We start from the raw sequence: 16,301 nt of genomic DNA on the forward strand, positions 1-16,301 counted from the left end.
GGGGCAGGGGAATCGTACGGGGAACTGGTACACCACCGCGACTCGCCTGCGCGGGCACGACGTCAGTCGGCCAGGGTGAAGTCCTCGAACGAGAACCCGGGCGACACCAGGCAGCTCAGCAGGACCTCCCCGTCACCGGGGAGCGTCCGCTGCCAGACCCCGCCACGCACGAACGCCTGCGCGTCGTTGACCCGGTCACGCCCGGCGTCGGCACCGAGGGTGATCTGCGCGCCGGGCTCCGGCTGGTCCCCGTCGCCGCCGAGCTCGAGCACGACGCTGTCCGGCCCGTGCCACATCCAGATCTCGTCGCTGGTGACCCGGTGCCACGCGGAGGCCTCCCCCGGCGGCAGCAGGAAGTGGATCAGCGTCGCCGCCGGTCGGTCCCCCGCCGGGGTGGACACGGTCGCCGGCGAGGTCCAGGTCCGGACGTACCAGCCGCCCTCCGGGTGGGGCTCCATCCCGAGCGCGGCTGCCCGCGGCGGGACGTCCAGCCACGCGACGACCTCGCCGTCGACCGTCTTCCGTGCCATCTGGTTCGTCATGCCACCATCTTCCCGTCCTGCGCCCGCACCACGCCACGGATCACCGTGCCGACCGCCCGACCGGCGCCGTCCTCGACGAGTTCGGCGAGCGCGTCGGGCACCGTGCGGGCGTCAACGTCGAACACCGCCAGGTCCGCCCGCGCCCCCACGGCGAGGTGGCCGACCCGGTCCGGGCCGACGGCGAGGCCCATCGCGTGCGCCCCACCGAGTGTGGCGGCTGCGAGGAGCCGCTCGTGCAGGTCGTGGTGGCCGTAGCCCTGCGCGCGGGCGATCCGGTGCAGCGCGGTGACGTCCGCCATCAGGTCGAGGGACGGCGAGGACGACAGCGAGTCGGTGCCGATCGCGATCGGGCTTCCCTCGCGGAGGTAGTCGGCGACGGGCGGCGGGTCGAGCCCGATGACGGCGTTCGACCGTGGGCAGAGCGCCACGGCGGTCCCCCGGGCACGGAGCAGGGCGCGGTCGGCGGCGGTCATGTAGACCCCGTGTGCGATGTGGCAGTCCGGCCCGAGCACGCCGAGCCGGTCGACGAACGACGTGGCGCTCGCACCGAAGCCGAGCGCCCGCATCGCCCGGAACGAGGGCACGTTCGCCATGTGCCAGTCCGTCCCGTGCTCGGGGGAGGTCGCGCTCCGCTCCCCCTCGAACGCCGCCTCGCCGAGGTGCAGGTGCAGCCGGAGTCCGCGCTGACGGACGATGTCGGGCAGTTCCAGCAGCGGTGCGACGTCGAGCGAGTACGGCGCGTGGGGCGACAGGCCGGCTCCCGGGGTGGTCGGGATCCGGGCGAGCTCGTCGAGCACCTGGTCGCGACCGTGCTCCTGCCAGGCCGCGTTCTCCCAGTCCATCACCTCCCAGTAGGCGATGCCGCCCAGGCCGGACGTCTCGAGCGCCGTCGCTGCCTCGATGTCGGTGACGATGTCCGCGATGCTCGTGACACCGGCCGCGATCGACTGTGCGGCGCCCGCTGCCGCCTCGGCACGCCAGTCGTGGTCGTCCGCGTAGACGGCGTTGAACGCGGCGGCCCAGTCCTCGAAGCCGCCGTACTGGCCCCGCCCGACACTGGCCATGCCGGTGTACTGCAGGTGCGCGTGGGCGTTGACGAGGCCGGGCAACAGGGCGCCCCGCCAGCGACGCTCGGTGTAGGACGTCCCGTCGAGCTGATCGACGACCCAGGCGCGGTCGCCGACGTGCAGGATCCGGCCGTCCCGCACCGCGACGGCCCCGTCGGCGATCGGGGGCGCGGTCATCGGCACCACGACCCGGGCCGAGTGCACGGTGGTCGGCTGTCCGCTCACGACGGGTCCCCGAAACGGTGCGTCCGGACGTCCGGCTCGCGGTCCGGCAGCGCGGCCGCCGGGCGGACGGGAGGCTCGGCGCTCGTCCCGAAGGCCGCGAGCGCCGCACGGGCGGTCACCTCGTCCACCTCGGGGTCGATGGGCACGACGGCTCGCGGGAGTTCGTCTCCGTGCTCGAGCAGCATCCGCACGGCGCCGAGCTGCACGGCGAAGGACAGGTCCATGACCTCGACGGGGTTGCCCTCGGCAGCGGTGATGTTGACGCACCCGCCGTCGTCGAGCACCAGGACGCCGTGGCCGTCCGGGAAGGTGAACCGGTCGACCTTCCGACCGACGCCCGCGCGGACGGCCCCGGCGGCCACCGCGTCGTCGAGCGCGACCTCCTGGTCCACCCCGCCCGCGACCGCGACCACGGCGTCGGGAGCGCAGGCGCGGAGCACCGCGAGGCTGATCGTGTCGCGGACGCCGGTCGCACTCATCACGAGGTCGGCGTCACGGACGGCCTCGACGAGCGGCGCGACGGCGTGTCCGGCGAAGCGCGCCTGCAGGGCGCGGACGGGGTCGGTCTCCGCGACCGTGACGGCGAAGCCGAGTGCGCGGAGCACCAGCGCGACCCCCTCGCCGACGTGCCCGAACCCGGCGACGACCGCCGAGCCTCCCGGCCGCACCCGGTGCCCCGAGGCGGACGGGAGCCCGTCGACCAGGTCGAGTGCCGCGAACACCGTCGACTGCCCCGTGCCGTGCCGGTTGTCGAAGAGCGTCTTGGAGCGCGCGTCGTTCACGGCGACGACGGGGATGCCGAGCGCTCCCCTGGCGGCCATCACGCGCAGTGGGCGGAGGCCGCTCGTCGTCTCCTCGGCGGCGCCGAGCATCGTCGGGAGCAGGTCCGGGCGCTCCTGGTGCGCCAGGCGGACGAGGTGCGACCCGTCGTCGAGCAGGACGTGCGGCCGCGTGTCGAGCATCGCGAGGGCGAGCTCCCGCGCTCGGGCGAGCGTCGCGGTGGATTCGGCGTGCACCGTCAGCCCCGCACGCCGGAGGACGTCCGCGACGGCGTCGTCGGTCTCGTCGGCGTGCGCGTAGACGACCACCTCGGCACCGGCGTCCCGGAGCAGCAGGCTGAGCACGGCGGTCTTCGGTTCGAGGACCATCGCGACGCCGATGCGCGTGCCCCGGAGGAGCCCGCTGTCCCGGAGCTCGGCGGCCACCGCCCGCGCGACGGGCATCCAGCGTCGCGCCCACCGCACCCGAGCCACGGCGGCGGGGTCGTCCTCGGGCTCGCGGCCGGTCGAGACGAGGAACAGGTCGTCGGAGGTCATCGGCACGCCGAGGACACCGGGGCGGACGGGTGCGACCGGGCCGAAGGCGTCCTCGTCGACCGCGGGCTGGTGCCGACCGGCGTCGACGACGACCATGGCGTGCCCGGGGACGAGTGCGTCCTCCACGGCCGCCGTGCTCGCCTCCGGGCTCCCGAGGCACCAGAGCTGGTCGACGGGCTCGGCCGCCGACGCCGGTCGTGCGCCGAGTCCTCCGAGCAGGGCGTCGAGGGCGTCCCGGTCGCGGGGGTCGCCGCCGACGATGCGGTGGCGACGACCGGCGACGAGGAGGTTCGTCGTGCGGGCGACGTGCCGGACTGCGGCGGAGGCCCAGGCGAGCGTCTCGAGGTCGGGGCGCGACGGCATGCTCCCAGCGTAGGGCTGTCGTCGGCCGCGCCGGAGCCGCTCAGCCGAGTGCGTGCGGCGGGGGTGCGTCGTGCCAGCCCGGCACGTGCGGCCGCGGTGCCGGGTCCTGCCGTCGGGCCCGACGCCGGTAGTGCACCTGCACGCCGATGAGCACCGCGACGCCGATGGCCGAGACGACCGCGAGCCCGACCAGGTAGAGCGTCGTGGCGATCCCGGCGATGGACGCCGGCACGGTGCCGTTCTGCGCGGCGGACAGCGGCGTCCCGGTGACGACGAACGCCAGGAGCGTCGAGATCGTGGAGTTCGAGTCGTACAGGCCGTGCAGCACCGACACCACCACGTAGGTGACCGGGATCGCCCAGCTCCAGCGGAACCGCGGCCGACCGTGTGCGACGCCGAAGAGCACCGCGCCGAGGATCGCCGTCCACAGCACGTGTCCGACGGGCGAGAGGATCGCGCGGATCACCTCGGTCTGGAGCAGCGACACGAGGTCGATGCCCCTGGTGGTGATCGCCGCGTTGAACGCGTACCCGGCCGACTCGAACGCGGCGAACCCGGCGCCGACGGTGGCCCCGAGGAGCGCCCCCTGCCGCGCGGTCTTCGGCCGGACGCGCCAGCCGACGACGAGGAGCAGGACGCCCTTGACGAACTCCTCCGCCAGGCCGACCCCGAGGTACACCAGCGCTCCCTGGCGCAGGTTCGACTCGAGGAGCGACGCCCCGAGGACGCCGAGGATCCCGCCGACGAAGAACGCCGTGACGAGCTGCATGGTGCTCACCGTGCCGGTGACCCGCTCGATGACGAACAGCACGACGGTGAAGGGGACCAGGAAGCTGCCGAGCAGGATGATCGTCGGCACGAGGTTGGTGTTGCTCGTGGCGACGGTCACGACGATCGTCACGGCCCACAGCACGAAGCCGACGAGCAGTGTCTTCCACCACCAGCCGTGTCGGTGGTGCGGGTGGTCCACGGGGAGGTCGGCGGTCGCGCTCATGGACCCACAATGCCCGTCCGATGCGGCGCCGGACCGCGCCGATCGGGGAATGTCCTGACGCTTCCCGACGTACCCTCTCAGCATGAGCGATGCGACCCCTGACCAGGTGACGATGTTCGGCGCGGACTGGTGCCGCGACTGCCGGCGATCGAAGGCGCTGCTCGACGGCCTCGGACTCGACTACGTGTACGTCGACGTGGAGCAGGACCCCTCCGCCGCAGAGCGTGCCGAGGCGATCAGCGGACGCAAGAACATCCCGGTCGTGGTGCTGCCGAACGGCCGACACTTCGTGGAGCCCTCTGATGCCGAACTGCGTGCCGAGCTGGAGGCGTCCGGCCTGGTCTGATGACCGACCCTCGCCGTCGGGGTACAGATTGCGGGGTACATGGTCAGCGATGACGGTGTTCACTCAGGGACTGAGCGCGGCACCGACGAACCCGTCGGCGCCGTACCACCCCGCAACACCAGGAGGACACCGTGCTCGGTCTCATCATCAGCTTGATCATCGTCGGACTGATCGCTGGCGCCCTCGCGCGCCTGATCATCCCCGGCAAGCAGCACATGTCGATCATCGCGACCATCGTGCTCGGCATCATCGGGTCGTTCGTCGGGGGCTTCCTCGGCTTCCTGATCTTCCAGCACGACCCGATGGACGGCTTCTTCCAGCCGGCCGGCATCATCGGGTCGATCATCGGCGCGATCATCGTGCTGTTCATCTACACGCGCTTCGCGGGCCGTCGCACCGCCCGCAACTGACACCAGCGCACGACGCGCAAGCAGCCCGCACCACGGATCCTCGTGGTGCGGGCTGCTTCGTGTCGCGCGCGGTCCGCGCCCACCCCCGCCCCGCCCCGTCGAGGCCCCCGTCGAGGCCCGCGTCGAGGTTCCGAAATTCTGGCACCGCACCGGTCTGATACGGCGAGTTGCGGAACCCCGCGGGACGCAGGCGGCGAGTCGTGGAACCTCGGGAGGCAGGCAGGCAGGCGGGCAGGCTCGGCAGGCTCGGCAGGCGGGCAGGCGGGCAGCCGGGCAGGCAGGCACCTGCAGACAGCGGCAGGCAAGCGAGCAGACGGGTGCCGGACGGGAGGCTCGTGGCAGGGCCGCCACGAGCCTCCCGTCATGCGGTGGCGAGCCGACCCATCTCGGTCACCACGGCGCGGACCCGCTCGGCGAGCTCCTCGTGCGAGCCGACCGTGTACCGGTGCGCGGTCTCCATCACCGCGGCCATCACGAGCGTCGTTGCGGTGCGCGCGGTGTCGGCATCGGTGCGGTCGCAGGCGATCGCGTGGACCGCGAGCCGGGCGTCGGCCATCCACTGCAGCATCGTCGGGACCATCTCGGGACGGGCCTGCACGAGCGCCTTCACCCGCGCACGGTCGCCCGGCAGGTCGACGGTGTGCGCGACGAGGTCGCAGAGGTCGTCGACGAGGCGTCCCTCGGATGCCAGGAACCGATCGCGAGCCCGGTCCGGGATCGCGGTCTCCGGCAACCCGAGCGCGGCGTGCCCCTTCGACGGGAAGTAGTTGAAGAACGTCCGGGTGGAGACGCCGGCGTCGGCGCAGATCTCCTCGACCGTGACGCCGGCGAGTCCGCGGTCGCCGACGAGCGCGAGGGCCGACTCGTGCATCGCCTGTCGGGTGCGCTGCTTCTTGCGTTCCCGGAGACCGCAGGACTCGGGGTCGATGCCGCCGACCGCGATGCCGCCGGTCTCCGCGCCGCGGGCGTCGGGCGCTTGGATGGTGCTCACGTGGTGCTCCTGATGCGGCTCGGGGCCTCCCGCGGTGTGCGGGAGGCCCCGAGGTGACCTAGTCGTCCGAACGGGGACGCTGGACGGGGACCGAACCGGTGGCGGGCGCCGTGGGCGACCCCACCGTGTTCGCTGCCTCGACGGCCTGGGCCTCGAGGTCGTCGGCGGTGCCGTCCGCGTCGGCCTGCTCCTGCAGGGCCGAGCTCTTGCGGAGCGGCGGCGCCTTGAAGAACCAGCTCAGGACGAACGCGAGCAGGATCACGCCGAGGCCGACCCAGTAGACGGTCACGGCCGAGGAGTTGAACCCGGTCATGAACGGCCGCGTGAGCGCCGGTGCCGCACCGTTGAGGTACGACGTGTCACTCGTCTCCGAGCTGGAGCTGCCGGACGAACCGGTGCCCTTGTCGATCTGCTGCACGAGGTCGGGCACGACCCGGTCGACCCAGTAGGTGCGCTCGTCCCGGTTCGACCAGTCGACCACGAGGGCGCCGTCCTGGACCGAGGCGTGGGCCTTGTCCGCTGCTGCGGCGAGCGCCTGCGACTCCGCCTGGGGCAGTGCCGCGGCGACCTGCTGGTCGATGACGCCCTGCGCGGCGGCGGCCGGGACGGTGCCGGCGGCGACCTGCTGCTGGACCGCCGCGGTGACCTGCTGCGTGACGGCCTGGTCGGCTGCCTGCTTCGCGGCGCCGGTCGCGTCGGTCAGCCCGGAGGACACCTGCTGCTTGAGCGGGGTGACGATCGGGTTCCAGATCTGCTCCATGACGCCCTGGTTGGCCTTCGCCGAGGCGACGGTCGGGTTGAGCGCGGCGTCGAGCGCACCGGTCAGGTTCGCCTTGTCCGCCGTGGCGTGCACGATGTTCGTCGGCATGATCGAGAAGAGCACGCTGAGCAGCACCGCGGTGCCGAGCGTTCCACCGATCTGCCGGAAGAACGTCGCCGAGCTGGTGGCCACGCCCATGTCGCGCGGCTGGACCGAGTTCTGCGAGGCGAGGGTGATGCTCTGCATGAGCTGTCCGAGGCCGAGCCCGATGAGGAACATGCCGATCATCAGGAACCAGAGCGGCTTGTCGATCGTCATGAACGTCAGCACGACGTAGCCGACCGAGACCAGCGCGGTGCCGATGATCGGGAACTGGCGGTACCGGCCCGTCCGGGCGACGATCTGCCCGGAGGCGATCGACGCGATCATGAGGCCACCGATCATCGGCAGCGTGGCGAAGCCCGACTCGGTCGGGGTCAGCCCCGTGACGATCTGCAGGTACAGCGGGATGGTCAGCATGGCGCCGAACATCGCGAAGCCCACGAGGAAGCCGAGGATGGTCGCCATCGAGAACACCCCGGAGCGGAAGAGCTTCAGCGGGATGATGGCGTCGTCCTTCATGAGCGTCTCGATCACCAGGAAGGCGACGAGGCCGAGCGCGCCGATCACGTAGCAGGTGATCGCGGCTGCGGAGCCCCAGCCCCAGGTGCGGCCCTGTTCGGCCACGAGGAGCAGCGGGACGAGCGTCGCGATGACCGAGGTCGCACCCCACCAGTCGATGCGCGGCTTCGCCTTGGCGTCGCCGAACTTCGGCAGGTGCAGGAACGCGATGACCATGAGGAGCGCGCCGACGCCGATCGGCACGTTGATCAGGAAGACCCAGCGCCAGCCGGTCACGAAGAGGATCTGGTCGGCGCCGGCGAACAGGCCGCCGATGAGCGGGCCGATGACGCTCGAGATGCCGAAGACGGCGAGGAAGTACCCCTGGTACTTCGCACGCTCACGCGGGGCGAGGATGTCGCCCATGATCGCCAGCGGCAGCGACATCAGCGCACCCGCGCCGATGCCCTGGAACGCACGGAACGCGGCGAGCATGATCATCGACGTCGACATGGTCGACAGCAGCGAGCCGATGATGAAGACCGCGATGCCGAAGATGTAGAGCGGACGACGGCCGAAGACGTCCGAGAGCTTGCCGTAGATCGGCGTGGTGATCGTGCTCGCGATGAGGTAGGCGGTGGTCACCCAGGCCTGCTGGTCGAGCCCGTGCAGGTCGTCACCGATGGTGCGGATCGCCGTCCCGACGATCGTCTGGTCGAGCGACGACAGGAACATCCCGGCCATCAGGCCGTAGATGACGAGGAGGATCTGGCGGTGCGACATGACCGGCTTGCCCGGCGTGGTCGCCGGTGCCGATGATCGCCCGCGCTGCACCTCGACGGGTGCGGTGGCAGTTGACATGGGGGTCCTTCTGAGTGCGTGTGGTGGTCGATGCGGCCTGGAGGGACGCCGGGGCTCGCGCGGCGGGTCAACCTTGCAGACGCTGCAACTTTACACCATCGGCAGAATTGCCGCCACGCAATCTTGCCCGGAGCGCAAGTCCGTGCTCGACGCGGTCGGTTACGGTCGGACGATGGGGCGGACAGCATGGGACGACGTACCGGCGGCACTGCGGGCGGGGGTGGAGGACCTGCTGGGGTCCCCGGTCACGACGGCGGTCTCGCAGGCCGGCGGGTGGTCGCCCGGAGGCGCTGACCGCGTCCGGACCGAAGCGGGTCGGCGCGCCTTCGTGAAGACCCTCTCCCGTGCCACGAACCCCGACGGGTACGGCTTCCACGAGCAGGAGGCCCGGGTCATGGCGCACATCCCCGCGTCCGTGCAGGCTCCCGCACTCCTCGGCACGCTGCGCCGGACCGTCGACGGCGACGACTGGATCGCGCTGGTGCTCGAGGACGTCGACGGAGGGCACCCCGGCGGCGCGGACGTCGGCGCGGTGCTCGACGCGCTGGACACGCTGCCCGTGGCGACCGGCCCCCTCGCCGAGCTCCCGCGGGCCGCACCCGACCTGGCCGAGGAGTTCGGGGCGTGGGACCGGATGCTGCCGTCGGACACAGCAGCACTCCCGCCGGACGTCGCCGCCGCCGCGGACCGCTTCGCCGCGGCGGCACGCGGCGGCGCGACCGCGGCGGACGGTGGACACCTCGTGCACCTGGACTGCCGCGCCGACAACCTGCTCGTCGACCGCGACGGCGTCGTGTGGGTCGTCGACTGGCCCTGGGCGGGTGTCGGCGCCCACTGGCTCGACCCGCTCACCTACCTGCTCGACACCGTCGTGCGCGGCGAGGACGTCGACGTCGAGCACCACGTCGCGACCCACCCGGTCTTCGACGGCGTCCCGTCCGAGTCCGTCGACGCGGTGCTCGCGGGCCTCGCGGGCATGTTCCTCGAGAAGGCGAGCCGACCGGCGCCACCGGGCATGCCGACGATCCGCGCGTTCCAGCGGACCGAGGGTGAGGCCGCTGCGCGGTGGTTCCTCCGGCGGCAGGCCGCCTGACGCACCCGGGATGCGCCAGCGGGATGCCGGAGTCCGCCGTGTGCCACAATGCCGACGCCGGTGACGACGCCGGCGCCACGAGGGGGTCCGGTGTCCTGGTCGCGCAGTGTCCGCCGCCGCCCGGCAGCAGCGGTCGTGCTGGCCGCCCTCGCGCTCGTGTCCACGGTCGTGTCGGTGATCGCGCCGCTGCTCCTCCGTGCCGTGGAACAGGCGTCCCTCGACGACGCGCTCCGGGGAGCCGGCCTTGCGCGGACCTCGATCGCCGCGTCCGCGGAGATCCCCGTCGGGTCGCTGACCGATGCGCAGGGGGCCGTCGTCGCGACGACCTCGCCGGCCTCCGACCACCGCCGGTGGCTCCCGCACGTGGTGGTGGCCGAGAGCAGCGCGAGCGTGTCGTACCCGGTGCCGGGAGCGACGGACTCGACGACGAGGGCGGTCCAGCTCGCCGGACTGTCGAACGACTGTCACCGACTCGGACTCCGGGACGGCAGGTGCCCGACGGGCGACGACGAGGTCCTCGCCGCGAGGGGCTCCGGCATCGCCACCGGTGCACGACTCCCGGTGACCGTGCAGTCCGTCCCGCAGCAGACCCGCACATTCCGCGTCGTCGGCACCTACGACCCGGACACCCGCGTCGGCCGGATCGCGGGTGGGGCCGGGAAGCTCTTCGGCAGCGGCGGCAACGGCGATCCCGACCTCGTCATGTCCCTCGGCGGGTTCGACCGGCTGTCCCTGGAGGGCACGGTCTGGTCCGTGGCGACGCTCGCGCCGGGGCTGCAGCTGGACGACGTGCGGGCGGTCGTGCAGGACGTCTCGGACGTCAGCGACGCCACCCTGACGACCACCGGAGCGGCGTCGTCCGTCTCCGTGCAGCAGCGCATCGACGCACTCGTCGACCACGTGGCCGACGGCAACGACGCCGCCACCGTGGTGGTCGCGGTCGCCGCACTCCAGGCGATCGTGCTCGCGTGGTTCGCCCAGGGCGTCGTCGTCGGTCGCATCGGTCAGGCACGCGCCGCCGAGTGGGGACTCGCCCGCCTCCGGGGGCTCCCGGCGCGGCGGCGGCTCGGCGCGGTCCTGCTGGAGCCGGCGATCGCGACGCTCGTCGGCGCGCTCGTCGGCACGGCCGCGGGATCCGGCCTCGCGGTGGTCTGCGCGCCGCTGCTCCTCGGCGCGCACGCCCCGGCGATCCAGCCGTTCCGCGCCCCGGTGGGGCTCGCACTCGCCGCCGCGCTCCTCGGTTCGCTCGTCGCGCTCGTCGTCGCCAGCTCCCGCGCTGCCAGGGTCCCGCTGGTCGACCTGCTGCGCCGGGTCACCGAACCGAGGACACTCTCCCGCGCAGGCGCGGTCGTCCAGGCTGTGGCCCTCGTCGCCGCGGTCGTCGGGATCGCGGCCGTCGTGACCCAGCCGCGCATCTCCGGCCCCGGCGTGGCGCTCCTCGCGCCGTCGCTCGTGGCGGTCCTGCTCGGGGTCGTCGCCCTCCGGGTCGGCGTCGCGGTGGTGCGTCGACGGGCATCGCGGCCGGCCCGCTCACTGACCGAGTTGCTCGTCGTCCGGCGGATCGCGAGGACGCCGTCGGTGCTGACGACCGCCGTCATGGTGGTGATGGGTGTCGCGCTCACGGTGTCGTCGACCCAGACCGCCGTCCTCGCCGTCCGGCTGGCGGACGACCACGCCGCGGCGAGCCTCGGGGCCGCGACGGTCCTCGACGTCGCGGTGGGCGACGGCACGTCCTTCCAGCAGGCGGTCCGGGACGCAGACCCCTCCGGCCGGTCGGCGATGGCCGTCGAGACCACGACCGGCGGCTCCGGCGTCGGACGGCTCGTCGCGGTGGACACCACGCGGCTCGGTGCGGTCGGGTCGTGGAACACCGCGTGGGGTGGCCGTGACGTCGCGTCCGTCGAGCGTGCACTCCGTCCGGCGAGCGGCCCGTCGCTCCGGATCACGGGGCAACGCCTGTCGGTCACCCTGGCGGAGGTGGGGGCACCGGACGGCCAGGCGGCGCAGACGATCGCGACGGCCGATCCCGACGATGTCGACCTCGTCGCGGTCGTCCAGGCCGGCGACGGGTGGCACCGCGTCGACTTCGGCGGGGTCCGCGCGGGGACGCTGACCAGCCCGGACGGAGCCGTCCCGTGCCGTGACGGATGTCGACTCGCCTGGCTCGGCATCGCCAGTCACGCCTCCGAGGCCACGCCGTACGGCCTCGGGGCGACGGTCACCGCCATCAGCGTCGACGACCGTGCCGTGTCGACCAGGTGGCTCGACCCGGACCGGTGGCGTGACCGCATCGGTGAGGACAGCCTCCCGAGCGGCGGACCGAGCGCCACCGTCGGCGAGCACCGGACGGGACTCCGGGTGTCGTGGGTGGACCCGACCGGCCAGGGCACACCGAGCATCGCGCCCCGGGACGCGACGGAACCGCTCCCGGCGCTCGTCGGTGCGGGCACCGCACTGCAGCCGTTCGCGGGGATCCGCGACGCCGTCGTCGGCGTCGGTCTGGACGGCGAGTCCCTCGTCCTCCGGGTCGTCGGGACGGCCCCGACCCTGCCGCGTGTCCTCGGTGACGGGGCCCTCGTCGACCTGACCACGGCCGGACGGGTCACCGACCCCCGGGGCGTCGGCACCGACCACGAGGTCTGGGTCGCACCGGGCGCCGCTGACCGTGTCACGGCGGCGCTGCGGGCACACGACGTCACCGTCACCGGGCACCGCACGCTCGGGGACGCCGAGCGACGCGCGGAACGGGACCCGCGCGTCCTCGGGGCACTCGTCGGCGTCCCCGTCGCCGGCGCGGCGCTCGTCCTGACGCTCCTGGTCGTCGCGGGGGTCGCCGCGATCGGCGGCCGGGCACGCCGCGACGACGTCCGGGTGCTGCGCACGGCCGGGTTCGGTCGGCGCGCGCTCCGGAACGCCCTGCTCCTCGAGACCTTCCTGCCGGTCGCGGCCGCCACCGTGGTCGGCGCCGTCGCGGGGACCGCCGCCACCCTCCTCACCGCGGGGCGCCTGCCGCTCCGCCCGGACGCACTGCCGCCGATGGGGGTGCCGGTCGGACCCGTGACGGTGCTCGTCGTCACGGTCGCGACCGTCGCGATCGCGCTCGCGGTCTCCGTGGTCGTCGCGCGGGTCGGCGCACGACCACCGGGGCGGCGCGGCGGCCGGGACGGAGGCACGGCATGAGTCCCGACCCACAGCCCGCGTTCCGCGCCTCCGGGCTCGTCCACGTCTACCGCGAGGCAGAGGTCGACGTCGCCGCCCTGCGTGGCGTCGACCTCACGGTGCCACCTGGCCAGCGGGTCGCCCTCCTCGGCCGCTCGGGGTCGGGCAAGTCCACCCTGCTCTCGATCGCCGCGGGCCTGATGCGCCCGAGTGCCGGGACCGTCACGATCGGCGACCAGGACCTGGGGACCGCCGACCGACGCGCGCTGGAACGCCTGCGACGGGACGTCCTCGGCCTGATGCTCCAGGGCACGGACGTGAACCTGCTCGCACACGAGTCCGCGGCGGCGAACGTGGCGTGGTCCGTCCGCGGGCTCCGCGGCCGCGACACCACGCTCGGGGCGCGTGTCCTCGCCGCGGGCGGCGTCCCCGACGACGACCGTCCGGTCTCCGCACTGTCGGTCTCGCACCGGCAGACCGCCGCGCTGGCCGTCGCGCTCGCGCCACGGCCACGCCTGCTGCTCGCCGACGAACCCACGAGCCGGCTGGACGGTGACGCGCGGGACGCCCTGCTCGACCTGCTCGTCCAGGAGACCACGCGCGAGGGGATCGCCGTGCTGCTCGTGACGCACGACGAACGGGTCGCGCGGCGGATGGACCGGATGATCCACCTCCGCGACGGCCGTGTCGGCGAGGAGGACTCCGGCTCGGGACGCCGCGCGGTCGTGGCCGCCGACGGCTCCGTGCCGATCCCCCAGCACCTGCGCGGCGACTGGCCGACCGGGTCCCTGGTCACGGTCGAGCCGGACGGGGACGGCGGCCTCCGGATCCGACGAGCCGACGACGGGGAGACACGATGACCGTCCTGCAGTTCGACCGGTTCGCCGTGCGGACGGGTGGGCGCGAGGTCGTCGTCCTCGACGGCCCCGTCCCCGCCGGGACCGTCCTGGTCCTGTCCGGGAGCGACGGCGCCGAGGTGTCCGCGGTGCTGGCCGCCCTCGCCCGCGAGCTCGCGGCCCACGCGGGCGTCGAACCGCTCCTGGAGGTCCCCGCCGACGTCACCACGACCGGGTCCGCGCGGGTCGTGCAGCGCACGAGCACGAGCACGAGCACGGGCGCGGGTACGGGCGCGGGCGCAGACCCGGACACGGGCACGGGCGAGCCGGGCGTCGACCGGGTCGTGCCCGTCGCGGCCATGTCCCGCGACCACGGACTGCTCGGTGCCCTGACCGCCACCGAGAACGTCGCGCTCGGCCTGCTCGCGAGCGGACGGCCCCACCAGACGACCAGGACCGGCGACCGGGCCGACGCCGGCACGGGCACCGACCCGGTCCACGCCGCACTCGACGCCGTCGGTGTCCCGGACGCCGTGCGGCACAACCTCGCCGAGCAGCTCTCCGGTGGGCAGCAGCAGCGCGTCGCCCTCGCCCGGGCACTCGTCGCCGACGCCCTGGTCACGGTCCTCGACGACCCGGCGAGCGAGCTCGACCCCGCCTCCGTCGGTGTGGTGGACCAGGCGATCGCGGCAGCCGCTGCACGGGGCGGCGTCGTCGTCGTCGGGCGGTCCGACGACGGGGACGGCGTCAGCGGCGACGACGTGCGGGGCACCGTCCACCGGCGCGTGGGCGTCCCGGAGCCGCCGGGGCTCCGCCCGCACGGGCGCCGCCGTGCGGGGTACCCCATCGACCCAGGTCCCGGGACGGTCGGGAGCGTACGGTCCGCCCCATGAACGACGAGAACGGAACGCACCGCCCGGAAGAGGACGCCGCACGCCTCGGGCTCGTCGTCGTCGGCGAGGCCGCCGCCCTGCACTCCGGTGACGAGGCCGCGCTCGACGCGAGCGAGGACAACATCCGCGAGACCATCGACGACCTGATCGACGAACCGCTGACCCCGCGCCAGGAGGAGGTCGTCGAACGCCTCGCCGCCGCGAGCGGCACGATCGCCGCCGGCCTGAGCGGTGCACTCGCCGCACAGACGGACCGCCCGGTGGAGGACGTGCTCGAGGGCGCCGCCCGGGCCGTCGTCTGGCAGGAGCGCATGAGCGCCGAGCAGGACCGCCTCGACCAGGACGGGATGCCGGCGGACCAGGACCGCCGCGACCAGGACTGACGTCCCGGCGATCCACCGTCGGCTCGGCGGCGCCCCCGCAACACCGCGTCACGAACGAGCGCGGGATCCGGTCGCGTCCCTAGCCTCGCAGCATGCCGAAGCGACTCCTGCTCAACGTGTTCGAGATGAACTGCGTCGGACACATCACCCACGGGCTGTGGCGCCTGCCGGGCAACAACCGGCACCGCTACACCGACATCCGGTACTGGACCGAGCTCGCGCAGACCGCCGAGGCCGGACAGTTCGACGCGGTCTTCATCGCCGACGTCCTCGGCGCGTACGACGTGTACGGAGGTTCGGCGGCACCGGCCCTCCGCGAGGGACTGCAGATCCCGAACAACGACCCGATGCTCGTCGTCCCCGCGATGGCCGCCGTCACGGAGCACATCGGCTTCGGCATCACCGCGTCGACCAGCTACGAACCCCCGTTCGCCTTCGCCCGGCGCATGTCGACGCTCGACCACCTGACGAACGGCCGCGTCGGCTGGAACGTCGTCACGAGCTACCTGCCGAACGCCGCCCGGAACTTCGGGCTCGCGACCGAGATCCCGCACGACACCCGCTACGAGATCGCGGACGAGTACCTCGAGGTCGTGTACCGGCTCTGGGAGGGCTCGTGGGAGGACGACGCCGTGGTCCGCGACGCGGCGAACGGCGTCTACACCGACCCGGACAAGGTCCACCCGATCGACCACGTCGGCCGGCACTTCAGCGTCGCCGGACCGCACCTGTCCGAGCCGTCGCTGCAGCGCACCCCGACGCTCTTCCTGGCGACCGGGTCCCCCGCCGGCATCGCCCGCGCCGGGACGCACGCCGAGGTCGTCTTCACCGGCGGGCACGGGGTACAGCGGACCGCCGACGCCGTCCGCGCCGTCGCCGAGGCAGCCGGTCGGGACCGTGGCGACGTCCGCTTCGTCACGCAGGCCGCCGTCATCACCGCGCCGACGCAGCGCGACGTCGACGACAAGGTGGCGCGGTACCGGGCCTTCGCGAGCGAGGTCGGTCCGCTCGTCCACGGCAGCGTCCCCTTCGACGCCCTCGCGCACCCGCGGAACCGCACGGTCCGGGACGCGCTCGAGGCCGAGGGCGTCGAGGGCGGCGAACGGCTCGTCGGTCGGGTCGCGCTGGACGCCACGGTCGGCGAGCTGCTCGACCGGGTGGACGAGGCCTGGCACGGGGCATTCTGGGCCGCCGGCGTCCCCGAGGCCGTCACCGAGCAGATCGAGGGCTGGCTCGACGACGACGGCATCGACGGCATCAACCTCCGCCAGTACCACTCGTTCGACACGGTGCGGGACTTCGGCACGTACGTCACGCCGCTCCTGCGGGAGCGCGGGCGCCTGCCGGAGCGCTACACGGACGGGGAGACGCTCCGCGAGCGGGTGACGGGAGGCCCGGCTCGGCTCCCCGTTTCGCACCCGGCCGCCGGGTACCGGCAGACGCCGGTCACCGCCTGAGCGGG

Annotated in this window: 14 protein-coding genes; 8 read left to right on the forward strand and 6 right to left on the reverse strand. The window is 73.6% G+C overall.

The window, feature by feature from the left end:
- Positions 1-62 precede the first annotated feature (62 nt).
- The 4 genes from FS641_RS03490 to FS641_RS03505 are packed head-to-tail and all read right to left on the reverse strand — an operon-like array spanning position 63 to position 4,507.
- Entirely contained in the window at positions 63-542 is a 480-nt protein-coding gene (locus tag FS641_RS03490; RefSeq protein ID WP_260855672.1) for a cupin domain-containing protein, read from the reverse strand.
- Positions 539-1,834, reverse strand: coding sequence for an amidohydrolase family protein (locus FS641_RS03495; RefSeq protein ID WP_260855673.1), 1,296 nt, complete (start codon positions 1,832-1,834; stop codon positions 539-541). Before FS641_RS03495 ends, FS641_RS03490 begins: the two co-directional genes overlap by 4 nt.
- On the reverse strand, positions 1,831-3,513 hold the full coding sequence (locus FS641_RS03500; protein ID WP_144760044.1) for an adenosylhomocysteinase: 1,683 nt from the start codon (positions 3,511-3,513) through the stop codon (positions 1,831-1,833). Before FS641_RS03500 ends, FS641_RS03495 begins: the two co-directional genes overlap by 4 nt.
- A 40-nt stretch (positions 3,514-3,553) precedes the next feature.
- The gene (locus FS641_RS03505) at positions 3,554-4,507 is read right to left on the reverse strand and encodes a PrsW family intramembrane metalloprotease (protein ID WP_144760047.1); all 954 of its coding nucleotides are present in this window, start codon (positions 4,505-4,507) and stop codon (positions 3,554-3,556) included.
- 82 nt (positions 4,508-4,589) lie between these two features.
- On the opposite strand from FS641_RS03505, the gene FS641_RS03510 reads away from it, so the two are divergent.
- Together FS641_RS03510 and FS641_RS03515 are read left to right on the forward strand one after the other, a co-directional pair.
- Positions 4,590-4,853, forward strand: coding sequence for a glutaredoxin family protein (locus tag FS641_RS03510; protein WP_144760050.1), 264 nt, complete (start codon positions 4,590-4,592; stop codon positions 4,851-4,853).
- A gap of 131 nt (positions 4,854-4,984) precedes the next feature.
- Complete coding sequence (locus FS641_RS03515) at positions 4,985-5,263, forward strand: GlsB/YeaQ/YmgE family stress response membrane protein (RefSeq protein ID WP_144760053.1); 279 nt, start codon at positions 4,985-4,987, stop codon at positions 5,261-5,263.
- 361 nt (positions 5,264-5,624) lie between these two features.
- Here FS641_RS03515 and FS641_RS03520 read toward each other — a convergent pair whose 3' ends face one another.
- Positions 5,625-6,254, reverse strand: coding sequence for a TetR/AcrR family transcriptional regulator (locus tag FS641_RS03520; RefSeq protein WP_260855674.1), 630 nt, complete (start codon positions 6,252-6,254; stop codon positions 5,625-5,627).
- 58 nt (positions 6,255-6,312) lie between these two features.
- Positions 6,313-8,475: an MDR family MFS transporter gene (locus tag FS641_RS03525; protein WP_186317564.1), complete on the reverse strand. Its 2,163-nt coding sequence runs from the start codon at positions 8,473-8,475 to the stop codon at positions 6,313-6,315.
- Between the two features lie 172 nt (positions 8,476-8,647).
- On the opposite strand from FS641_RS03525, the gene FS641_RS03530 reads away from it, so the two are divergent.
- The 6 genes from FS641_RS03530 to FS641_RS03555 all read left to right on the forward strand — a co-directional run bounded on the left by FS641_RS03530 (position 8,648) and on the right by FS641_RS03555 (position 16,296).
- Entirely contained in the window at positions 8,648-9,568 is a 921-nt protein-coding gene (locus FS641_RS03530; RefSeq protein ID WP_186317565.1) for a phosphotransferase, read from the forward strand.
- 90 nt (positions 9,569-9,658) lie between these two features.
- Entirely contained in the window at positions 9,659-12,748 is a 3,090-nt protein-coding gene (locus tag FS641_RS03535; protein WP_144760062.1) for an FtsX-like permease family protein, read from the forward strand.
- Positions 12,745-13,587, forward strand: a complete 843-nt coding sequence (locus tag FS641_RS03540) for an ABC transporter ATP-binding protein (protein WP_144760064.1) — start codon at positions 12,745-12,747, stop codon at positions 13,585-13,587. Before FS641_RS03535 ends, FS641_RS03540 begins: the two co-directional genes overlap by 4 nt.
- On the forward strand, positions 13,584-14,456 hold the full coding sequence (locus FS641_RS18525) for an ATP-binding cassette domain-containing protein (RefSeq protein ID WP_144760067.1): 873 nt from the start codon (positions 13,584-13,586) through the stop codon (positions 14,454-14,456). Before FS641_RS03540 ends, FS641_RS18525 begins: the two co-directional genes overlap by 4 nt.
- Positions 14,453-14,839, forward strand: a complete 387-nt coding sequence (locus FS641_RS03550) for a hypothetical protein (protein WP_144760070.1) — start codon at positions 14,453-14,455, stop codon at positions 14,837-14,839. Before FS641_RS18525 ends, FS641_RS03550 begins: the two co-directional genes overlap by 4 nt.
- A gap of 92 nt (positions 14,840-14,931) precedes the next feature.
- On the forward strand, positions 14,932-16,296 hold the full coding sequence (locus FS641_RS03555) for an NtaA/DmoA family FMN-dependent monooxygenase (RefSeq protein WP_144760073.1): 1,365 nt from the start codon (positions 14,932-14,934) through the stop codon (positions 16,294-16,296).
- The last annotated feature ends 5 nt before the right edge of the window (positions 16,297-16,301 follow it).

Origin of the sequence: Curtobacterium sp. 9128 (assembly GCF_007673775.1) — a bacterium.
Classification (GTDB): Bacteria; Actinomycetota; Actinomycetes; order Actinomycetales; family Microbacteriaceae; genus Curtobacterium.

Excerpts from the sequence above, each read along its gene's own strand:
- FS641_RS03490 (WP_260855672.1), bottom strand. The coding sequence starts at position 542 with ATGACGAACCAGATGGCACGGAAGACGGTCGACGGCGAGGTCGTCGCG.
- FS641_RS03500 (WP_144760044.1), bottom strand. The coding sequence starts at position 3,513 with ATGCCGTCGCGCCCCGACCTCGAGACGCTCGCCTGGGCCTCCGCCGCA.
- FS641_RS03505 (WP_144760047.1), bottom strand. The coding sequence starts at position 4,507 with ATGAGCGCGACCGCCGACCTCCCCGTGGACCACCCGCACCACCGACAC.
- FS641_RS03510 (WP_144760050.1), top strand. The coding sequence starts at position 4,590 with ATGAGCGATGCGACCCCTGACCAGGTGACGATGTTCGGCGCGGACTGG.
- FS641_RS03525 (WP_186317564.1), bottom strand. The coding sequence starts at position 8,475 with ATGTCAACTGCCACCGCACCCGTCGAGGTGCAGCGCGGGCGATCATCG.
- FS641_RS03530 (WP_186317565.1), top strand. The coding sequence starts at position 8,648 with ATGGGGCGGACAGCATGGGACGACGTACCGGCGGCACTGCGGGCGGGG.
- FS641_RS03540 (WP_144760064.1), top strand. The coding sequence starts at position 12,745 with ATGAGTCCCGACCCACAGCCCGCGTTCCGCGCCTCCGGGCTCGTCCAC.
- FS641_RS18525 (WP_144760067.1), top strand. The coding sequence starts at position 13,584 with ATGACCGTCCTGCAGTTCGACCGGTTCGCCGTGCGGACGGGTGGGCGC.
- FS641_RS03550 (WP_144760070.1), top strand. The coding sequence starts at position 14,453 with ATGAACGACGAGAACGGAACGCACCGCCCGGAAGAGGACGCCGCACGC.
- FS641_RS03555 (WP_144760073.1), top strand. The coding sequence starts at position 14,932 with ATGCCGAAGCGACTCCTGCTCAACGTGTTCGAGATGAACTGCGTCGGA.